16 protein-coding genes are annotated in these 17,763 nt (G+C 32.3%); 9 read left to right on the top strand and 7 right to left on the bottom strand.

Going from position 1 to position 17,763, the window contains the following annotated elements; all coding sequences use genetic code 11:
• The first annotated feature begins 3 nt into the window (after positions 1–3).
• The 4 genes from NU08_RS05000 to rpe all read left to right on the top strand — a co-directional run bounded on the left by NU08_RS05000 (position 4) and on the right by rpe (position 5,171).
• On the top strand, positions 4–1,233 hold the full coding sequence (locus tag NU08_RS05000; protein WP_129746129.1) for a DUF4249 domain-containing protein: 1,230 nt from the start codon (positions 4–6) through the stop codon (positions 1,231–1,233).
• 15 nt (positions 1,234–1,248) lie between these two features.
• A complete protein-coding gene (locus tag NU08_RS04995) occupies positions 1,249–3,042 on the top strand; it encodes a hypothetical protein (protein WP_129746128.1) in 1,794 nt (597 codons plus the stop codon).
• Between the two features lie 172 nt (positions 3,043–3,214).
• The gene (locus tag NU08_RS04990) at positions 3,215–4,078 is read left to right on the top strand and encodes an RNA polymerase sigma factor RpoD/SigA (RefSeq protein ID WP_007804760.1); all 864 of its coding nucleotides are present in this window, start codon (positions 3,215–3,217) and stop codon (positions 4,076–4,078) included.
• Positions 4,079–4,508: 430 nt separating this feature from the next.
• Entirely contained in the window at positions 4,509–5,171 is a 663-nt protein-coding gene (rpe, locus tag NU08_RS04985; protein WP_129746127.1) for a ribulose-phosphate 3-epimerase, read from the top strand.
• Between the two features lie 66 nt (positions 5,172–5,237).
• Here the strand turns inward: rpe and glsA are convergent, their stop codons facing one another.
• The 3 genes from glsA to NU08_RS04970 all read right to left on the bottom strand — a co-directional run bounded on the left by glsA (position 5,238) and on the right by NU08_RS04970 (position 9,368).
• Positions 5,238–6,248 (bottom strand): glutaminase A, encoded by a 1,011-nt coding sequence (gene glsA / locus NU08_RS04980; protein WP_207214056.1) that lies wholly within the window; start codon positions 6,246–6,248, stop codon positions 5,238–5,240.
• 58 nt (positions 6,249–6,306) lie between these two features.
• Complete coding sequence (locus NU08_RS04975) at positions 6,307–7,092, bottom strand: DNA/RNA non-specific endonuclease (RefSeq protein WP_165352411.1); 786 nt, start codon at positions 7,090–7,092, stop codon at positions 6,307–6,309.
• 92 nt (positions 7,093–7,184) lie between these two features.
• Entirely contained in the window at positions 7,185–9,368 is a 2,184-nt protein-coding gene (locus NU08_RS04970) for a carboxy terminal-processing peptidase (protein WP_129746124.1), read from the bottom strand.
• Between the two features lie 212 nt (positions 9,369–9,580).
• Between NU08_RS04970 and surE the strand changes: the two genes are divergently transcribed.
• The 5 genes from surE to NU08_RS04945 all read left to right on the top strand — a co-directional run bounded on the left by surE (position 9,581) and on the right by NU08_RS04945 (position 14,381).
• Positions 9,581–10,360, top strand: a complete 780-nt coding sequence (gene surE, locus NU08_RS04965) for a 5'/3'-nucleotidase SurE (protein WP_008466485.1) — start codon at positions 9,581–9,583, stop codon at positions 10,358–10,360.
• Positions 10,353–10,622 (top strand): hypothetical protein, encoded by a 270-nt coding sequence (locus tag NU08_RS04960; RefSeq protein ID WP_129746123.1) that lies wholly within the window; start codon positions 10,353–10,355, stop codon positions 10,620–10,622. Before surE ends, NU08_RS04960 begins: the two co-directional genes overlap by 8 nt.
• A gap of 62 nt (positions 10,623–10,684) precedes the next feature.
• A complete protein-coding gene (gene lpxB, locus NU08_RS04955; protein WP_008466483.1) occupies positions 10,685–11,806 on the top strand; it encodes a lipid-A-disaccharide synthase in 1,122 nt (373 codons plus the stop codon).
• Positions 11,807–11,812: 6 nt separating this feature from the next.
• On the top strand, positions 11,813–12,298 hold the full coding sequence (locus NU08_RS04950) for a C40 family peptidase (RefSeq protein ID WP_129746122.1): 486 nt from the start codon (positions 11,813–11,815) through the stop codon (positions 12,296–12,298).
• 52 nt (positions 12,299–12,350) lie between these two features.
• The gene (locus NU08_RS04945; protein ID WP_129746121.1) at positions 12,351–14,381 is read left to right on the top strand and encodes a ComEC/Rec2 family competence protein; all 2,031 of its coding nucleotides are present in this window, start codon (positions 12,351–12,353) and stop codon (positions 14,379–14,381) included.
• Positions 14,382–14,383: 2 nt separating this feature from the next.
• Here the strand turns inward: NU08_RS04945 and NU08_RS04940 are convergent, their stop codons facing one another.
• From NU08_RS04940 to NU08_RS04925, 4 genes are all read right to left on the bottom strand, one after another.
• Complete coding sequence (locus NU08_RS04940; RefSeq protein ID WP_035691607.1) at positions 14,384–14,830, bottom strand: thioredoxin family protein; 447 nt, start codon at positions 14,828–14,830, stop codon at positions 14,384–14,386.
• Between the two features lie 260 nt (positions 14,831–15,090).
• Positions 15,091–15,543 carry a thioredoxin family protein gene (locus NU08_RS04935; RefSeq protein ID WP_129746120.1) on the bottom strand — a complete coding sequence of 151 codons (453 nt, stop codon included), beginning with the start codon at positions 15,541–15,543 and terminating at the stop codon, positions 15,091–15,093.
• Positions 15,544–15,758: 215 nt separating this feature from the next.
• Positions 15,759–16,226, bottom strand: coding sequence for a thioredoxin family protein (locus NU08_RS04930; RefSeq protein ID WP_008466477.1), 468 nt, complete (start codon positions 16,224–16,226; stop codon positions 15,759–15,761).
• Between the two features lie 47 nt (positions 16,227–16,273).
• Entirely contained in the window at positions 16,274–17,758 is a 1,485-nt protein-coding gene (locus NU08_RS04925; protein WP_129746119.1) for a peptide MFS transporter, read from the bottom strand.
• Positions 17,759–17,763: the final 5 nt, after the last annotated feature.

The raw sequence follows: 17,763 nt of genomic DNA, 5'->3' as shown, positions 1-17,763 counted from the left end.
ACCATGACAAAATATCTATATAATATATCATCATTATTAATCCTAACATTTGCTATTAGCAGCTGTACGGAGCAATATGTTTTTCAGAATACGGATTTTGAAAGTGCTCTTGTTGTAGAAGGAACAATTACAAACGAACTTAAAAATCAAACTATCAAGCTTTCGCAAGTTTATCAGCTTGAAGAAACAGGTCCGAGAGTTGAAAAGGGAGCAAATGTCTTTATTTCTGACGATCAAGGAAACGAATATCAATTTGAGGAAAAAGACACAATATATTCTTCTATAACTCCTTTTAAAGCTGAACCTGGAAGAAAATATCAATTAAAAATTAGAACACGAGAAGGTAAAAATTATACTTCAGACGAACAGATTTTAACTACTGAAACTAAAATTGATAACGTAACAGCTACTGCAGAAAATGTCAATGGCGAAAGAGGTGTGCAAATAAACGTAAATAGTTACGATCCAACTAATACTTCAAAATATTACCGCTATGAATACATCGAAACTTATAAAATCATTGCGCCTGTATGGTCCCCTCAAGAAACCGTAATGGAGTTTTCTCCAGAAATTCCTGCAGACCCAGACAACGATTTTCCTGGGTCTCCGGCACGAGAATATATTAAATTGCAACTCAGAAATCGTGAAACCAGAACTTGCTTTTCAACTAAAAAATCAAATGCTATAATTTTAAACACGACAAACAGTCTAAGCGAAGACAGAGTACATTTCCCTGTTCGCTTTATTAGCAATCAAAATTATATCATTACACATCGTTATAGCATTTTTGTAAAACAATATGTTCAAAATTTAGCTGCTTACACATATTATAAAACTTTAAGAGATTTATCATCTTCTGGCGGTGTTCTTTCTCCCAAGCAACCTGGTTTTTTCTATGGAAATATCAAATCGGTAGAAAATCCATCAGAAAAAGTGATTGGCTTCTTTGAAGTTTCTGCAGTTTCTTCAGAAAGAATTTTCTTTAATTATGTTGATTTATTTCCAAATGAAAAACTTCCTCCGTATTATGAAAGCGATTGTGATGTTAAAATTTTTCTAGATTGTGAAGGACTTCCTCCTTGTAATGGAGCCGTCTTACGTTCAAACATAAGAACCAAATCATTAGTGTTCTTATCTACAAATTTTAATGATGAGTACGCAATGGTAAAACCCGCTTGCGGAGATTGCACTTCATTTTCATCTAATATCGTTCCTCCTTTTTGGGTAGATTAATCTTTTATTAAATTCATGAAACACTTTTCAACATATAATCAGGCTAATATTCTAGGCAAAATGAGACATTTAGTGCTTTTGATGTTTTTATTAATTCAAAGCGGATTTATCTATGCTCAGAATTCACAAACAAAAAACGATATACCAACTACTTCAACGCAAGAAACTATTTTTCTTCATTCGAACACAACTAGCTTTTTGACTGGAGAAACACTGTATTTTAAACTGTATTGCTTAAATCCTTTAAACAACAAAGCTAGTCAAATAAGTAAAATTGCTTATGTTGAATTAATTGACAGTGAGAAAAAATCACTTCAAAAAAATAAAATATACCTTGATAACGGAATTGGAACTGGAGAACACTTTATTCCAACGACTTTAAAAACTGGAAATTACAAAGTCATTGCTTATACAAAATGGATGCTGAATAATCCAAATTCTCAAAAGCCTGAAATAGATATTTTCATTATCAATCCGTTTCAAACTCAAGAGCCAAATGACAATATTACATTTGACCTTGTTACCACGCAAAATACTGCAACGGCAATTCAGACCATAAATTCGAACACAGGAAATGACAAAAGAATTGATTTTGATTTTGACAAAGAAAGTTATTACACTAGAGAAAAAGTCAATTTAAAATTGAAGTCATTGACTGGAAGCATTGAAAAAGGAAATTATTCTGTTTCTATTAGAAAAACAGATCAGATTCCAACTTTAAAACAGCTTACGCCAGCTGAATTTGTTAAGAAATCTGCAGAAAGCTATGTTAATTTTACACCTGGTTCGTTTACTTATATTCCAGAAGTAAGGTCTGAACTTATTACAGGTTATATTACATCAAACAGTAATCAAAATGTTGGAGACAAATCGATTGCTTTATCATTGCCTGGAAAAGAATATGTTTTAAAAATTGTAAAGACAAATGCTCAAGGAAAATTTGCATTTTTACTTGATCAATTTCCAAATTTTCCAAACGCAATTTTGCAGGTAATTGACGAAAACCGAAATGATTACACTGTCAATCTTGATCCATTTCCAAAATTTGATACTTCCTCATTACAATTCATATCAAAACTGAATTTGTCGCCAGAATTAAAAAAAGACATTGAAGAAAGATCTACAGCAAGTCAGATTCAAAATGCCTACTATCAAATTAAAAAAGACAGTTTGGTCACAGAGGCTGTAATGAATCCATTTTTTACTACGATTGAAAAATCATATGTTTTAGACGATTACACTCGATTTCCAACTTTAAAAGAAAATATAGTAGAGGTTATTGTAGAACTTTATTATAGAAGAAACAACGGCAAATACCAACTCCACATAAGGAATAATCAAAAAGATTTAGAAATGTATGGACCGCCATTGGTGCTTGTTGATGGACTTTTAATTCAAGATCCGAGCGATCTTTTTGACTATAACATGGCAAATGTCAGTAGGGTTAGTTTAATAACAGAACCTTATGTATATGGCCCAAATTTGTATGGAGGATTAGTTAGTTTTGAAACCAAAAACAATGAATTTTCAGAAAATTATGTAAAAAAGTACCTGAAAATAACGGAAATCCAGCGTCCTAATCCTGAAAAAGTGTATAATAATCCTGATTATTCGCCAGGAAATAAATTACAAAGGGTTCCCGATTACAGATACCAACTGTTATGGAAACCTGATATTAAACTAAATACAAAAGAAGAAGATTTATCATTTTACACTTCTGATATTAAAGGAAATTTTGAAGTTATTCTGGAAGGCTTTACCGAAAATGGACAGCCCGTATATGTTTCAAAAAATATCACTGTAAAATAATTACACAAAAAGCAGAAAATAAAAGCCTTGATTACATTGTAAATCAAGGCCTTTTCATTTTATCACAATAAAAATTTTCAATTTATAAAAATAAAATAGTTTTTTTTGTAACTTTTTCGATACTCTATTCGTATAACCATTTGTACACTTTAAAAAATAGGGAGACAACAACATGAGACAACTTAAAATCACCAAGCAGGTAACTAATCGTGAAACTGCATCGTTAGATAAATATCTACAAGAAATTGGAAAAGTTGACCTAATTACCGCTGATGAAGAGGTAGAATTAGCACAAAGAATAAAGGCTGGTGATCAAAGAGCTTTAGAAAAACTAACAAAAGCCAACCTACGTTTCGTAGTATCGGTGGCTAAACAATATCAAAATCAAGGATTAACTCTTCCGGATTTAATTAATGAAGGAAACTTAGGTTTAATTAAAGCGGCTCAACGTTTTGATGAAACTCGTGGTTTCAAATTCATTTCTTACGCTGTATGGTGGATTCGTCAATCGATTCTTCAAGCATTAGCTGAACAATCTCGTATTGTGCGTTTACCATTAAATAAAATTGGTTCTATCAATAAAATCAACAAAATGTACGCATTATTAGAGCAATCTAACGAGCGTCCGCCTTCTGCTGAGGAAATTGCAAAAGAACTTGATATGACTGTAAACGACGTAAAAGAGTCTATGAAAAACTCTGGACGTCACCTATCTATGGATGCACCTCTTGTTGAAGGTGAAGATTCTAACCTTTATGACGTATTACGTTCTGGTGAATCTCCAAATCCTGACAGAGAATTAATTCACGAATCTCTTCGTACTGAAATCGAACGTTCTTTAGAAACATTAACTCCAAGAGAAGCAGATGTTGTTCGTTTATATTTCGGTCTTGGCGATCAGCACCCAATGACTCTTGAAGAAATTGGTGAAACTTTCGACCTAACTCGTGAGCGTGTTCGTCAAATTAAAGAAAAAGCAATCCGTAGATTGAAACACACTTCTAGAAGTAAAATCCTTAAAACTTATTTAGGATAAACAATATTAAATTTCAATATTTTAAAACCCAAATTACAATTGGCTTGGAATTTGGTTGTTTTAAATTGGAATTTTCCCGCAAACAACAGTTTGATTGACTGTTCGTTTTTTGATTGATGATTGAAACTCCGGCTGATTACCGGAGTTTTTTATTTTTTAGTATTGAGCTGAAATGTTTGTAACGCAGAGTACACAAAGATTTTTCGCAAAGTTCGCTAAGTTTTCTAAGCTATATTTTAATAGAGTAAAGAGAACACAAAGCTTTGAGAACTTTGCATTCTCAAATAATTTCAAACAGAAACTCTGCGAACTTTGCGAAAAAACTTTGCGCTCTTTGCGTCATTTATTAAACAAAAAAAACTTGCGAACTTTGTGTAAATCTTAGCGAACTTTGCGGTTAAACTTTATCTTTGCTACAAAACAACACACAATGAAAAATACATTTATTGCTCCTTCAGTCCTTGCCGCCGATTTTGGCAATCTGCAACGAGATGTCGAAATGATTAATAACAGTAAGGCTGATTGGTTTCATATTGATATTATGGACGGAGTTTTTGTTCCGAATATCTCTTTCGGAATGCCCGTTTTAGAAGCCATTTCAAAACATGCCAAAAAATATATCGATGTACATTTAATGATTATTGATCCCGATCGTTACATTAAAACTTTTGCAGATTTAGGTGCAAATGGATTAACAGTACATTACGAAGCCTGCACACATTTACATAGAACACTACAGGCAATTAAAACTGAAGGAATGAAAGCTGGTGTAGCAATGAATCCGCATACAAACGTTGATTTATTAGAAGACATTATCAACGATATTGATGTGGTTTGTATCATGAGCGTAAATCCAGGATTTGGAGGACAATCCTTCATCGAAAACACTTACGACAAAGTAAAGAAGCTTAAAACACTGATAACACGAAAAAATGCTTCCACATTAATCGAAATTGACGGTGGCGTGACTAGTAAAAATGCAAAACAATTGGTAGAAGCCGGGGCAGATGTTTTAGTTGCTGGAAGTTTTGTTTTTAAAGCTGAAAACCCAACAGAAACCATCGCTGATTTAAAAAGTATTGCCACTTTTTAATTTTAGAAAAACAAAAAAGAAAAGTCCAAAAAATAATTTTGGACTTTTCTTTTTTAACCTACAACCTTACTTAGGCTGAATCCAATAAGGATTTGCTTTAAGTTTTTCTACCACATATTGGATAACTTTCTGAGCTTTCAGGCTATTTCCAGATTTATCTAATGGAGGCGAAATAACAGCAATTCCAAATTTACCAGGACACACAGCCAATATTCCTCCTCCAACACCGCTCTTTGCTGGAAGTCCCGAATTAAAAAGCCAAATTCCAGAATTGTCATATAGACCGGCAGTTACCATTACAGGCAAAGTATACATTACAGTTGCCTGACTAACCACCTTATTTTTTGTAACAGGATTAACACCGCCATTTGCCAATGTGGCCGCCATTGTAGCAAGATCCTTTACATTTACATTCAATGCGCATTGTTTTGTATAAAGATCTGTTGCTTGTACTGGATCAAAATATATTCTATTATAAGCCAACAACAAATGTGCAATAGCTTGATTTCGCAAATTATCACCAGCCTCGCTTACATAGACAGGACGATTTATAGAAAGTTGTCTTCCGGCAAAATCACTTTGAATTTTCTGAATTTCTTTCCATTTTGCTATAGAATCATTACCTCTAATAAGACTCGTGGTTGCAATAGCTCCAGGATTCACCAGAGGATTAATATTATCACCTTTATGCATTTCAACAGCAACAATAGAATTAAATGGCAATCCAGTAGCATTTACCCCTATTTTGTCTTGCAAAAACTGTGGACCTTCTTGCTCAATTACTTTTGCCATAGTAAACACTTTCGATATACTTTGAATGGAAACCATTGAAGTTATATCTCCCTTTGTATATACAGCTCCCTCTGCAGTAACAAATGCAATACCAAAAATATCAGGATCAACATTGGCTAGTTCTTTAATATAGTCGGCATTTTTTCCTTCTTTTAAATCTTTAAATTTATCAAAGGCATCGTTAAGTGCATTTTCTATATTTTGTTTATTCAGTACTGTTTGGCTATTGCCGTGGTTTATGATAAAAGCAATCATTAAACCAGCAAAAATCATTTGCCTCTTCATTTTAAAAAAATGCATTCTTATTTCTATTCTAGATTAATTTATGGGTAAACAGTATTTATTAAAAATCCTTACTGCTTTTTAGGTTTTTAAGATTGGGGAAGAAATCAATTCCTGTCATTTTTTCTAAAGTTTCGATTGGAACTACAAAATCATAAATAGATTTGTCGCTCTTTTCATTTGGGACTAAAAATGCAATTGCTTTATGTTCTTTACCAGTTTTCGCTAAAACAATTTTATAAAAATATTTAGGAACAGCCACTTTTTCTATTCCAATTTTTTTGTCTGTATCTTTGGCAATTCCGCCAGTTACGACATAAATATCATTGTATTTTTCTGCCCAATAACGGGTCTTCTGCTCTATTCTATTCCAAATTCCCGCATTAAATTCCTTTTTCTGAGGAGAAATATTCGACGTGTAAAAAGTATCATTGTATGCCTTTTTACTGAATTCCATATCCCCAGCAGGACAAAGATGCCCTTTATCATAACCTGATTTTTTATAATTTCTCCAATCAGCAGAACCTGTAGTTACTTTTGGATCTTCAATAAAATAAGGTCTTTTGTAGTCATTATTTTTCAGATATTCCTTTTTCAATTCATAAGCAACCCATTCTGCTTGTTCAAACTTTTCGTTATATGAAAGCGTGTAATATTGATGCTTTACAATTTGTTTGGTTGTCGAAGTCGGGAGATAGGCAATGGTATATAAAGAATCTTTATGAGTAGAATTCCCTTTAAAAGAAACCACTTCATTACTATTAATCTCTTCAGTATTTTTTGCATCTTCTTTTTTACATGACAGTAATGTAAAACTTAACAAAATCAAACCCAAATAACCTTTCATACTTCTATTTTTAAAAGCGAACTTACAAAAAAAACGCTCCATAAATTCAAAATTTATAGAGCGTTTTTAAACAAATTAAATTCTTTTCGAACTTAAGACTTCACTAGTTTATCCTTTTTCATTTTAGGATTAACCGTATTTTTTACCAAACTTTTTGTTTGCAAATCATCCAATACATTTAAGGCCTCTTCTACATAAACATCTTTTGATAATGCTTGGTGCCAAGCATCTCTTTTTTCTTTTAAAGAAGCATCAGCTTTCATTTCTTCCTCTTCGTAAGGAAGCGATTTAAAGATTAGATCATTTTTGTAATCAGAAATTGGCTTATATTTTTTTCCTTCGTTTTCAACTTGTTCCTGAGTTTCTTTAAAACTCTTAATGTTTAAGCTATAAACGTTTTCTTTATTCTTAACATCGATCCATTTTGCATTATCATCAATTAATTTAAATTGAGGATTTTGCGCAATTCTGTTTCTACTGTTATTGATAGCTTTAGTAAAGTTTTCGTTAGAAGTCCATGTACTATAATCAGCCGGATCAATTTTATCCCAAGGCATAGCATTATCAATATCTCTCTCTCCCATTTTTAGGTAAGCATAACGATCTGGCATTACTACATCACTATGAACACCTTCAAGCTGGGTAGAACCTCCGTTAATTCTATAAAACTTCTGTCCTGTAATTTTCAATGCTCCAAGATCTCCATAATTTGCATTACGCACAAACTGATTTAAATCAAGAACATTTTGAACAGTTCCTTTTCCGTAAGTTTGTTTACTTCCGATAATCACACCACGTTTATAATCTTGGATTGCAGCCGCCAAAATCTCAGATGCTGAAGCAGAAAAACTGTTTACCATGATAACCAATGGCCCATCCCATTCGATTTTTTTATCTTTATCGTATAAAACTTCTTTCTTTTTACCGGCAGATTTCACCTGAACAATTGGCCCGTCTTCGATAAATAAACCAGCAATATCAACAACTGTTGAAAGAGATCCTCCTCCATCATCACGAACGTCAAGCACAATACCGTTGATATTTTCTTTTTTCAATCTTTCTACTTCACGAGCAATATCTTTTCCTGCATCACGTCCGTCTTTATTCTCAAAGTCGATATAGAATTTAGGAAGATAAATCACTCCATATTTCAAGCCGTTTTTCTCAACAACACTAGATTTTGCATACGTTTCTTCAATTTCAACAACATCACGAATGATAGAAATGACCTTGATAGAACCATCTACTTTTTTAACCGTAAGTTTTACTTCAGTTCCTTTGTGTCCTTTGATTTTTTTCACAACATCATCCAAACGCATTCCCACAACATCTACTGGCTCTTCATTTCCTTGAGCAACTTTCAAGATTAAATCACCGGCTTCAAGCTGTTTTCCTTTCCAAGCTGGACCTCCAGAAATTAATTCATCAATTTGAGTAAAATCGTTTTTCTTAGTCAAACGAGCTCCAATACCTTCTAGTTTTCCACTGATGTTTACATCAAAACGATCTTTTTCTTCTGGTGCAAAATAGCTTGTATGTGGATCAAAGCGAGTCATGATAGAATTCAAATACACAGAAAACCAGTATTCTCTATTCAAATCTTTGATTACGCCAAAATTATCATCTAAAGATTTTAAAGAGCTTTCGCGAGTTTCTTTTTCTAAAGTTTCAAAAGATTTTTCTTTGTAAGCTGGATCTTTTTTCTTCTTCTCTTCTTCAATTTTTTGTTTGGTAACTAAAGAAGAAAGAGTAGATAATTTAATTTGTTTTCTCCATCTCTCATTAAGCTCTGTTAAGTTTTTTGCATACGGAATATGCTCATAATCTGCATTAAAAGTCTCATCAACATTGTAATTAAAAGGCTGAGCTAAAATCGTTTTATAGCGTTTTTTACTTTCTTCCATACGCTTCATCAATCTTGTATAAGTAAGGTTGAAGAAAGTAATATCTTTATTCAAAAATTGATCATCAAGCATTAATTCATACTGCTTAAATTCATCAATGTCTGACTGCATAAAAAATCTTTTAGAGGGATCTAGTGCGTCTATATAATCTTTAAAAATTCCTTTCGAGAATTCATCATTTATTTCTGCTGGACTATAATGCCCTTTTTCAATAACAAATGCTAATAATTCTAAAAGTGTCTTGTCTCTATTCGGATCTGGGTCGATTGTCCTATCGGCATTCATCTTAAATGCAAATAATGTAAGCGATAAGCACAATACGGCTATGAGTATCTTATAATTTCTTTTCATAAACTTTATAATAGCATTCATCAATTTTTTTATCTAAGTTACGTTAAAAACTATGCCACGAGAGCTAACGCTTCGATAATTTTTTGTTAAAGATATAAAAATGTTTAATTCGTAAAAAAGTTCTTTACCTTAGTTGACAAATTTTACACTATTTATGACTTATCGCAAATAATTGTGATTAATTTTGTTCTTAAAATCCTACAATTGTTAAAACTACACATAATATTTATTAAATGAAAGCTGAGAAACCACTAATATTAGTAACTAACGATGATGGTATTTTGGCTCCCGGAATTAGAGCCCTTATTAGCGTTATGGAAACAATAGGCGATGTAATTGTCGTTGCTCCAGACAAACCACAAAGCGCAATGGGACACGCCATCACAGTCAACAATACTTTATTTATAGATAAAATTTCAAAAGACGATGACACAATTGCAGAGTACAGCTGTTCCGGAACTCCCGTAGATTGTGTAAAATTGGCAGTAAACGAAATCTTAAAACGCAAACCAGACTTATGCGTTTCGGGAATCAACCACGGGTCAAATTCTTCTATTAATGTCATTTATTCTGGAACCATGAGTGCCGCTGTTGAAGCTGGAATAGAAGGTATTCAGGCAATCGGATTTTCTCTTTTGGATTTTGACTGGAACGCTGATTTTGAACCTATCAAGTCTTTCGTAAAAAAAATTGCTTTAGAAACTCTTGCCAATAAACTTCCTCCAGGAGTGGTTTTAAACGTGAATTTTCCGAAATTAAAAGAATCTGAAATTAAAGGAATTAAAGTTTGTCGTCAAGCGAAAGCTTATTACGCCCAAAAATTTGATAAAAGGCAAACTCCTTTCGGAAAGGATTATTATTGGCTTGCAGGCAAATTTGTAAACGAAGACAAAGGCGAAGATACCGACGAATGGGCTTTGGCAAACGGATACATCTCGGTAGTTCCTGTACAATTTGACTTGACTGCCCACCACTCTATTCAGCAACTTAATACTTGGAAATTAAATGACTAAAGAAATAATAATCGGTTTTTTAATCGGAATTTTTACGGCTCTTTTGGGAAGCTATCTATTCATCACATTTTTTACCACGTTTGACATTTCACAAGGATTTCAAATGATTCGAGAATACGGATATCTAGGAAAAATAATTACCATAGGAACACTTTTAGATCTTGGCGTATTTGCTATTCTTTTAAAAAGAAACAAAGAATACATGGCTCGAGGCGTGATTTTAGCCGTGATTGTACTGGCAATTTCGACATTAGTTATTTAAATCTTATCTTTGCTAAGTTCCCTTTAGGAGTTACAAATTAGCACATTTACAAAAAAACCAACATGAAGTATTACATAATTGCAGGAGAAGCCTCTGGAGATTTACATGGTTCAAATTTAATGAAGGCATTATACGTTGAAGATCCAGAAGCAGAAATTAGATTTTGGGGCGGAGACTTAATGCAGAAAGCAGGCGGAACTCTAGTGAAACATTATCGCGACTTGGCTTTTATGGGGTTTATTGAAGTGGTTTTCAATTTAAAAACCATTTTAAACAATATTAAAATCTGTAAAAAAGACATCACGGAGTTCAAACCAGATGTGATTATTTTTATTGATTATCCTGGTTTTAATATGCGAATTGCAAAATGGGCAAAAGAATTAGGCTATAAAACACATTACTATATTTCTCCTCAAATTTGGGCTTGGAAAGAAAACCGAATTAAAGCAATCAAACAAGACGTTGATAAAATGTATGTGATTTTGCCTTTTGAGAAAAGTTTCTACGAAGATAAACATCATTTTCCTGTAGATTTTGTTGGGCATCCACTTATCGATGCGATTCAGAATCAGCCTGCTTTTGATGAAGCTTTGTTTAGAAAAGAAAATAATCTAGGCGAAAAACCAATCATTGCTGTTCTGCCAGGAAGCCGTAAACAGGAAATTACCAAAATGCTGAGTGTAATGCTGAGTGTTGTTGATGATTTTCAGGATTACGAATTTGTTATTGCTGGCGCTCCAAGTCAGGAATATGAATTTTATCAGCAATTCTTAAAAAATAAAAACATTGCATTTGTTTCCAATAAAACTTACGATTTGCTACGTTCTTCAACAGCTGCATTAGTAACTTCTGGAACTGCAACTCTTGAAACAGCTCTTTTTAAAGTTCCCGAAGTAGTTTGTTATAAAGGAAGTGAAGTTTCATATCAGATTGCAAAACGAATTATCACTTTAAAATACATTTCTCTTGTAAATTTGATTATGGATCAAGAAGTTGTGACTGAATTGATTCAGGGAGATTGCAATAAAAAACGAATCAAAGAAGAACTTCAAAAATTATTAGAGCCTGACTATCGCAATAAAGTGCTACAAAATTACGATATATTAGAACAAAAATTAGGCGGAGTTGGCGCAAGTAAGAACACAGCGAAACTCATTGTTGCCGATTTAAAACAAACTAATTAATCTATTTTGAAAAGAATACTACTTTTTCTGCTTTTAGCAATTGCTTTTACTTCCTGTAAATCAACTTCTTCTGTTGCAAACAAAAACGAATCTAAAAAAGAAAATAGATCGTTGGTAAATAATTTAATTGAAAAGGCAACTGACAATATTGGCGTACGCTACAAAGCTGGAGGAACTACAAAAAACGGATTTGATTGTTCTGGATTGGTTTACACTACATTTGAAAGTGAAAATATACAACTTCCGAGAAGTTCTTATGATCAGGCTAAAATAGGAAAAGTAATTCCGTTAAACGATGCTCGAAAAGGCGATCTAATTTTCTTTAAAACCAACAAAAGCAGACAAATCAACCATGTTGGATTGATTACAGAAGCCAATTCTGATGAAGTAAAATTTGTGCATTCGTCAACCTCAAAAGGAGTTATTATTTCTTCTACCAAAGAGCCGTATTACAAAAATTCTTTTGAGCAGGTAAATAGAGTAATTCCTTAAAAAACTCATTTTATTTATTATTTTTCTTACAAATATTTAATACTTTTATACCATGAAAGTATTAGATTTTCCGTTAATAAAAATTACGCTTGCGTTTATTCTTGGCATAATCGCTTCTTATTACCTGCATTTTTCTATTTCAATTATTGCCTTTTGGGTTTTAATAAGCTTTATAGCATTTTGCGGCGCCTTCTTTTGGAATTTAAAGCATAATAAGAAATCTATCTTATTTGGAAATCTGAGCTATATTTTATCTTTCTGCATTGGAGCATTAACGCTTTTATGCCATACACAAAGCCTTCAAAAAAGCAATTACACACATTGGCAGACAGCCTTCAAAAAGCCACAATTTGTCAGGTTAATTTTAAGGGAAAAATTAAAGAGCAACGATTATAGTGATCGTTACATTGGTCTTGTAAAAACAATATCGGGAAAGGCTTATTCGGGAAAAATAATTGTAAATGTTCAGAAAGACAGCACCAAAAACCCTTTAATTGTAGGGAATAGCATTAAAATTCAAACCATTTTACAGCAAAACAAACCTAGTAAAAATCCGAATCAGTTTGATTACGGCAGATATTTAGCCGACAAACAAATTTATGCGCAGATTTATTGCCAGAAAAAAGAAATTTTGGTCAGCAATACGGTTCAAAAAGACATTTGGTATTACTGTGCAAAATTGCATTCGAGAATAATTTCCAATCTTGAAAAATCAAAATTCAATAAAGCCGAAATGAATGTAGCTCTGGCTTTAATTTTAGGCCAACAGCAAGAGATTTCACAAGATATAATCCAAGACTATCAATATTCTGGAGCTACGCATATTTTATCTGTTTCAGGGCTTCATGTGGGCTTTATAATGCTTTTCATCACTTTTATTCTTAAACCTATTCCAAACACGAGAAAAGGTTCATTTTTAAAATTAGCTTCTATTCTAATTTCTTTGGCAGGTTTTGCCATAATTTCTGGTTTGTCACCTTCAGTTTTGAGATCTGTAGTGATGTTTTCATTTGTTGCAATTGGGAATCATTTGCGCCGAAATGGAAATATCTATCATACTTTACTAGTTTCTATTTTATTGATATTACTTTTTGAGCCGTATTTTCTATTTGATGTCGGTTTTCAATTAAGTTATATTGCATTGTTTTTTATTCTTTGGCTACAGCCAATTTTAAAAAACATTTATAAACCAAAATATAAAATATCGGTTTACATCTGGGAAGCACTCACGGTTTCTTTTGCGGCACAAATTGGCACTTTGCCTTTATGCCTTTATTATTTCCATCAATTTCCGGGCTTATTTTTTGTCACAAACATCATTATACTTCCTGTTTTGTCTTTTATTATGATTGCTGGAATTGTCATAATGATTATCGCCATTTTTACCAGTCCTCCATTGTTCATGACAATAATTTTTGAAAAAAGCATTTATCTGCTAAACCTTATGATTCACACAGTAGCTTCTGCCGATTCATTCGTCATTCGAGATATTAGCTTTAATTTTTACCATTTGTGGGCATTCTCATTCTTTATAATTGGCACTATAATCTGGATTAAAAAACCAAGTTTTAAAAAATTGATATTTGTGTTTACCTCAATTATTACAATACAACTTGCTTTTATTTTAACCAAAGTTGAAACTGAAAATGAAGAAGAATTGATTGTTTACAATGAAAAAAACAACACGCTTATTTCTGAGCGCTTAGGAAAAAACATAGTACTCTATAGTAGAGATACTATCTATAAAAACATGAATAAAAGAAATATAAATTCTTATCTCGTTGGAAATTCAATAAGTTTGTCTAAAATCAAAGAGATTAAAAATGTGCTTTACTTTAAAAATACCAAAATACTAATAATTGATAGCACTAAAGCTTTCACAGAAAAAGTAAATCCAGATATTGTAATCCTTACTCAAACCTCAAAAATAAATCTAGATCGGCTGCTGCAGAAGATTCATCCAAAAGTTGTTATTGCAGATGGTTCAAATTCCAATTCAATTCAGAAATACTGGGGAAAAAGCTGTCTTAAAAAAAATATCCCTTTTCATTCCACAAAAGAAAAGGGATATTATCAATTATAATTTTATTCTGGATTTAAAATTGAATTGGATTCAGAAATCCAAGATTTAACACCAGAACCTGTATAGCCAATAAGCCCTAGTTTATTAAAATTTGTTTTTCCTTTCCTGACTGTTACCTCAGAAAAACACACTTGAGGAATATCTTCTATCCCGAAAGCATTCTTCAACATTAGATTTTGTTCTTTAACAGCATCAGAAGCTGAAGAATCTGAAAGGTCTAGTTTTACCAATATGACATTTCGCGACCATTCTTCAAAATCTCGGGTAGCAAAAATTTCATTTTGAAGTTGAGGACTTACGCCTTGAGCAGTAAAAAAAATTAATAACGGTTTTCTTTTTTCTGCACTTACGGCTACAGCATCATTAATGTCGGTTTTCCAAATTATATTTTGAGAATTCATACAAAATGGACTTAAAAATAGTAGTAGGATGAGTAATTTTTTAGGCATATAATTTGGGTTTTGATTATGTTAATAAAACTAAAATAATACAAAAACAGAATCTGATAAAATTTTTTAATGAATTAAAAACCAACTCGTAAGCATTAAAATCAAATTGATAATAAATCGCTTATTTTTTAATAAATGTTAAATAAACACTAGTAAAAATAATCAAATTCTCTACTGACGTTTCAGAAAAAAAAATCCCCTCTCTGTAAAACATAAAGGGGACTAAAAAAATTAAAATAAAAGTCGAATGAAATCGTTTATTATTCTACTGGATGCAAAATTGCATTTGACTCTGCAATCCAAGCTTTTGCTCCTCCAGGTTTGTAGGCTATTTTTCCTAAAGCACTAAATGTCGTTTTGTTTTTTCTTACTGACGCCATTGCGAAACATACTTCTGGAAGATCTTGAACTCCGAATGCATTTTTTAATTTTACATTCTGTTCACGATCACTATCTGAAGCATTCATGTCAGATAAATCTAATTTTACTAAGATCACATTATCTCGCGACCAAACAGCAAAATCGGGTGTTTTAAAGATTTCGTTTTGGAGATTTTCTGGTACACCTGAGGCAGTGAATAAAATCAGCATTGGTTTTTTCTGTTCATTACTTATAGCAATAGCATCTGTCATGTTTGTTCTCCATGCTAAATTTTGTGCTTGCATCATAAATGAACCTAAAAAAAACAGTAGGATAAGTAATTTTTTAGTCATATAAATTGGTTTTGGTTAGATTAGCAAGACGAAATTAACATTATATTTTAATTATCCAAATTATATTAATACAAAAAATACATTATATGTTTTTTTTCATTTAATAAAATATTAAATACTCAATTTGAAGCTATTTTTATAAAGAATTTTTCCTACTAAACAAAAAAGGTCCCTTACAAAGTAAGAGACCTTTCATTATTTTTTCAAACCAAAATTTACATTTTCTTCGGATGCACGATGCCTTCTGCAACAGTTAACCAAGCTGATGGGCCGCCGGCCACATATCCTGTTTTACCAAGACCTTTAAAGTTAACTCTGCCATCTTTTGTTTCTGCACTAGTAAAGAATATAGTTGGAAAACCCTGAATCCCGAAAGCTTGCTGCAATTCGTTATTCTGGCTTTTAAGTTCTGGTGTCTGAGGAACAGATCTAGGATAGTCCAACTCAACTAGAACAACATTATCTGTTGCCCATTTTTTAAATTCAGCAGTCTTTAAAACTTCATTTTGCAAACGAATACACCATCCACACCAATCACTGCCGGTAAAAAACATTAGCATAGGCTTTTGTTCTTTATTGCTTACAGTAATTGCTTCTCTAACATCTGTATACCATTTTAATTCTTGTGCCTGTAGATTTGCGGCACCAATTAAAAATAAAGCAATAAGTACTATTTTTTTCATAATGAGAAATTTTATACAAATTTATGCAAAAACTAATTACAATATAATTATTTAACTTCTTGCATTAATTTTCTAATCAACGGAGTTAGCACAATAAATGCAATCCCAGCAACCAGTGCATATAAAGCTAATTGATAATATCCATCCGTGTAAGCAATAAGTTTAGACATTAATGTAGTTCCAGTGTTGGCATCAGACATTTCAGCTCCTAATTTTCCTGCAGCAAATTGGCCAAATGCACTTGAAAGAAACCATAATCCCATCATCATTCCGAACAATCTTTTAGGCGATAATTTTGTTATCACAGACATTCCGATTGGACCAATACATAATTCCCCCAGTGTATACAAAAGATATCCTAAAGCAAATACATCCAACGAACTTAATCCGTCTTGGTTTACAAAATATCTAGCAGCATAAAAAATAAAGAAACCTGCCGCCAATAAAATAAATGACAAACCAAATTTAATAACGGTATTAGGCTCTATTTTTCGTTTAGACATATAGATCCACAAAAACCCTAATAATGGACTAAAAATAATAACATACAATGAATTTATACTATTATTTACCACATTTGGATCGATATTAAAGAACAATAATTTATTGGTCAAATTATCTTTCGCAAATAACGACAATGAACCTCCTGACTGTTCAGAGATTGCCATAAACATAAAATATGCAAAAATAAAGATAAAGGCAGCAAAAAACTTAAGTTGTTGCTTTCTCTCTTTTATCATTATCAATTCATACAAAAAATATCCCAATGCCAGAACCCCGATTGTATACATAAAATACTCTGTAAAATCAGAATTAATAACCATTATATACACTAAAGGAATTACAACAAATGAACCTACATAAACTGCTATTTCGTAAAGATTACGTTTTTTAGGAGCATGATTTTCTAACGGAGAATTTCCAATTGGCGCTAAGTGCTTTTTCGTTAAAAGAAAAGTTATAACTCCAATTATCATAACAATTGCTGCAGAAAGGAAACAAAGACTCCAAGAATAGTTTTTCCCTAAATAAATGGGAATCGCTCCTCCAAGCATTCCACCAATATTAATTCCTGCATAAAACAGTCCGTAACCTGCATCACGACGACCGTCATTTTCATGATACAGCTCTCCTACCATTGAAGAAACGTTTGGCTTAAAAAAACCGGTTCCAATAATAGAAAGCGTTATTCCGTAATAAAAGAAATCATGTGGATTTGCTGCAATAAGCAAATTCCCCAAAATCATCACGATTCCTCCAAAAAGAAGTGATTTTTTAAACCCTAAAATTTTATCAGCAAAAATTCCACCGATAAAAGTAAATGCATATACAAAAGCCTGAATCGCCCCATATTGCAAATTTGCTTTCCCTTCAACCAAACCTAATTGATCTACCATGAAAACTGCTAAAACCCCTCTCATTCCGTAGAAACAGAAACGCTCCCACATTTCAACCAAAAACAAGTACCACAATTGCTTTGGGTACTTGCCTTGAAAATTTTGAATTTCTTCTAAAGTAATATTGTTTTCCATTCTAA

The sequence above is a fragment of the Flavobacterium anhuiense genome (assembly GCF_004151235.1).
GTDB lineage: Bacteria > Bacteroidota > Bacteroidia > Flavobacteriales > Flavobacteriaceae > Flavobacterium > Flavobacterium anhuiense_A.
The sequence above is the reverse complement of the archived record's forward strand: the minus strand, read 5'-3'. Positions and strand labels throughout refer to the sequence as shown.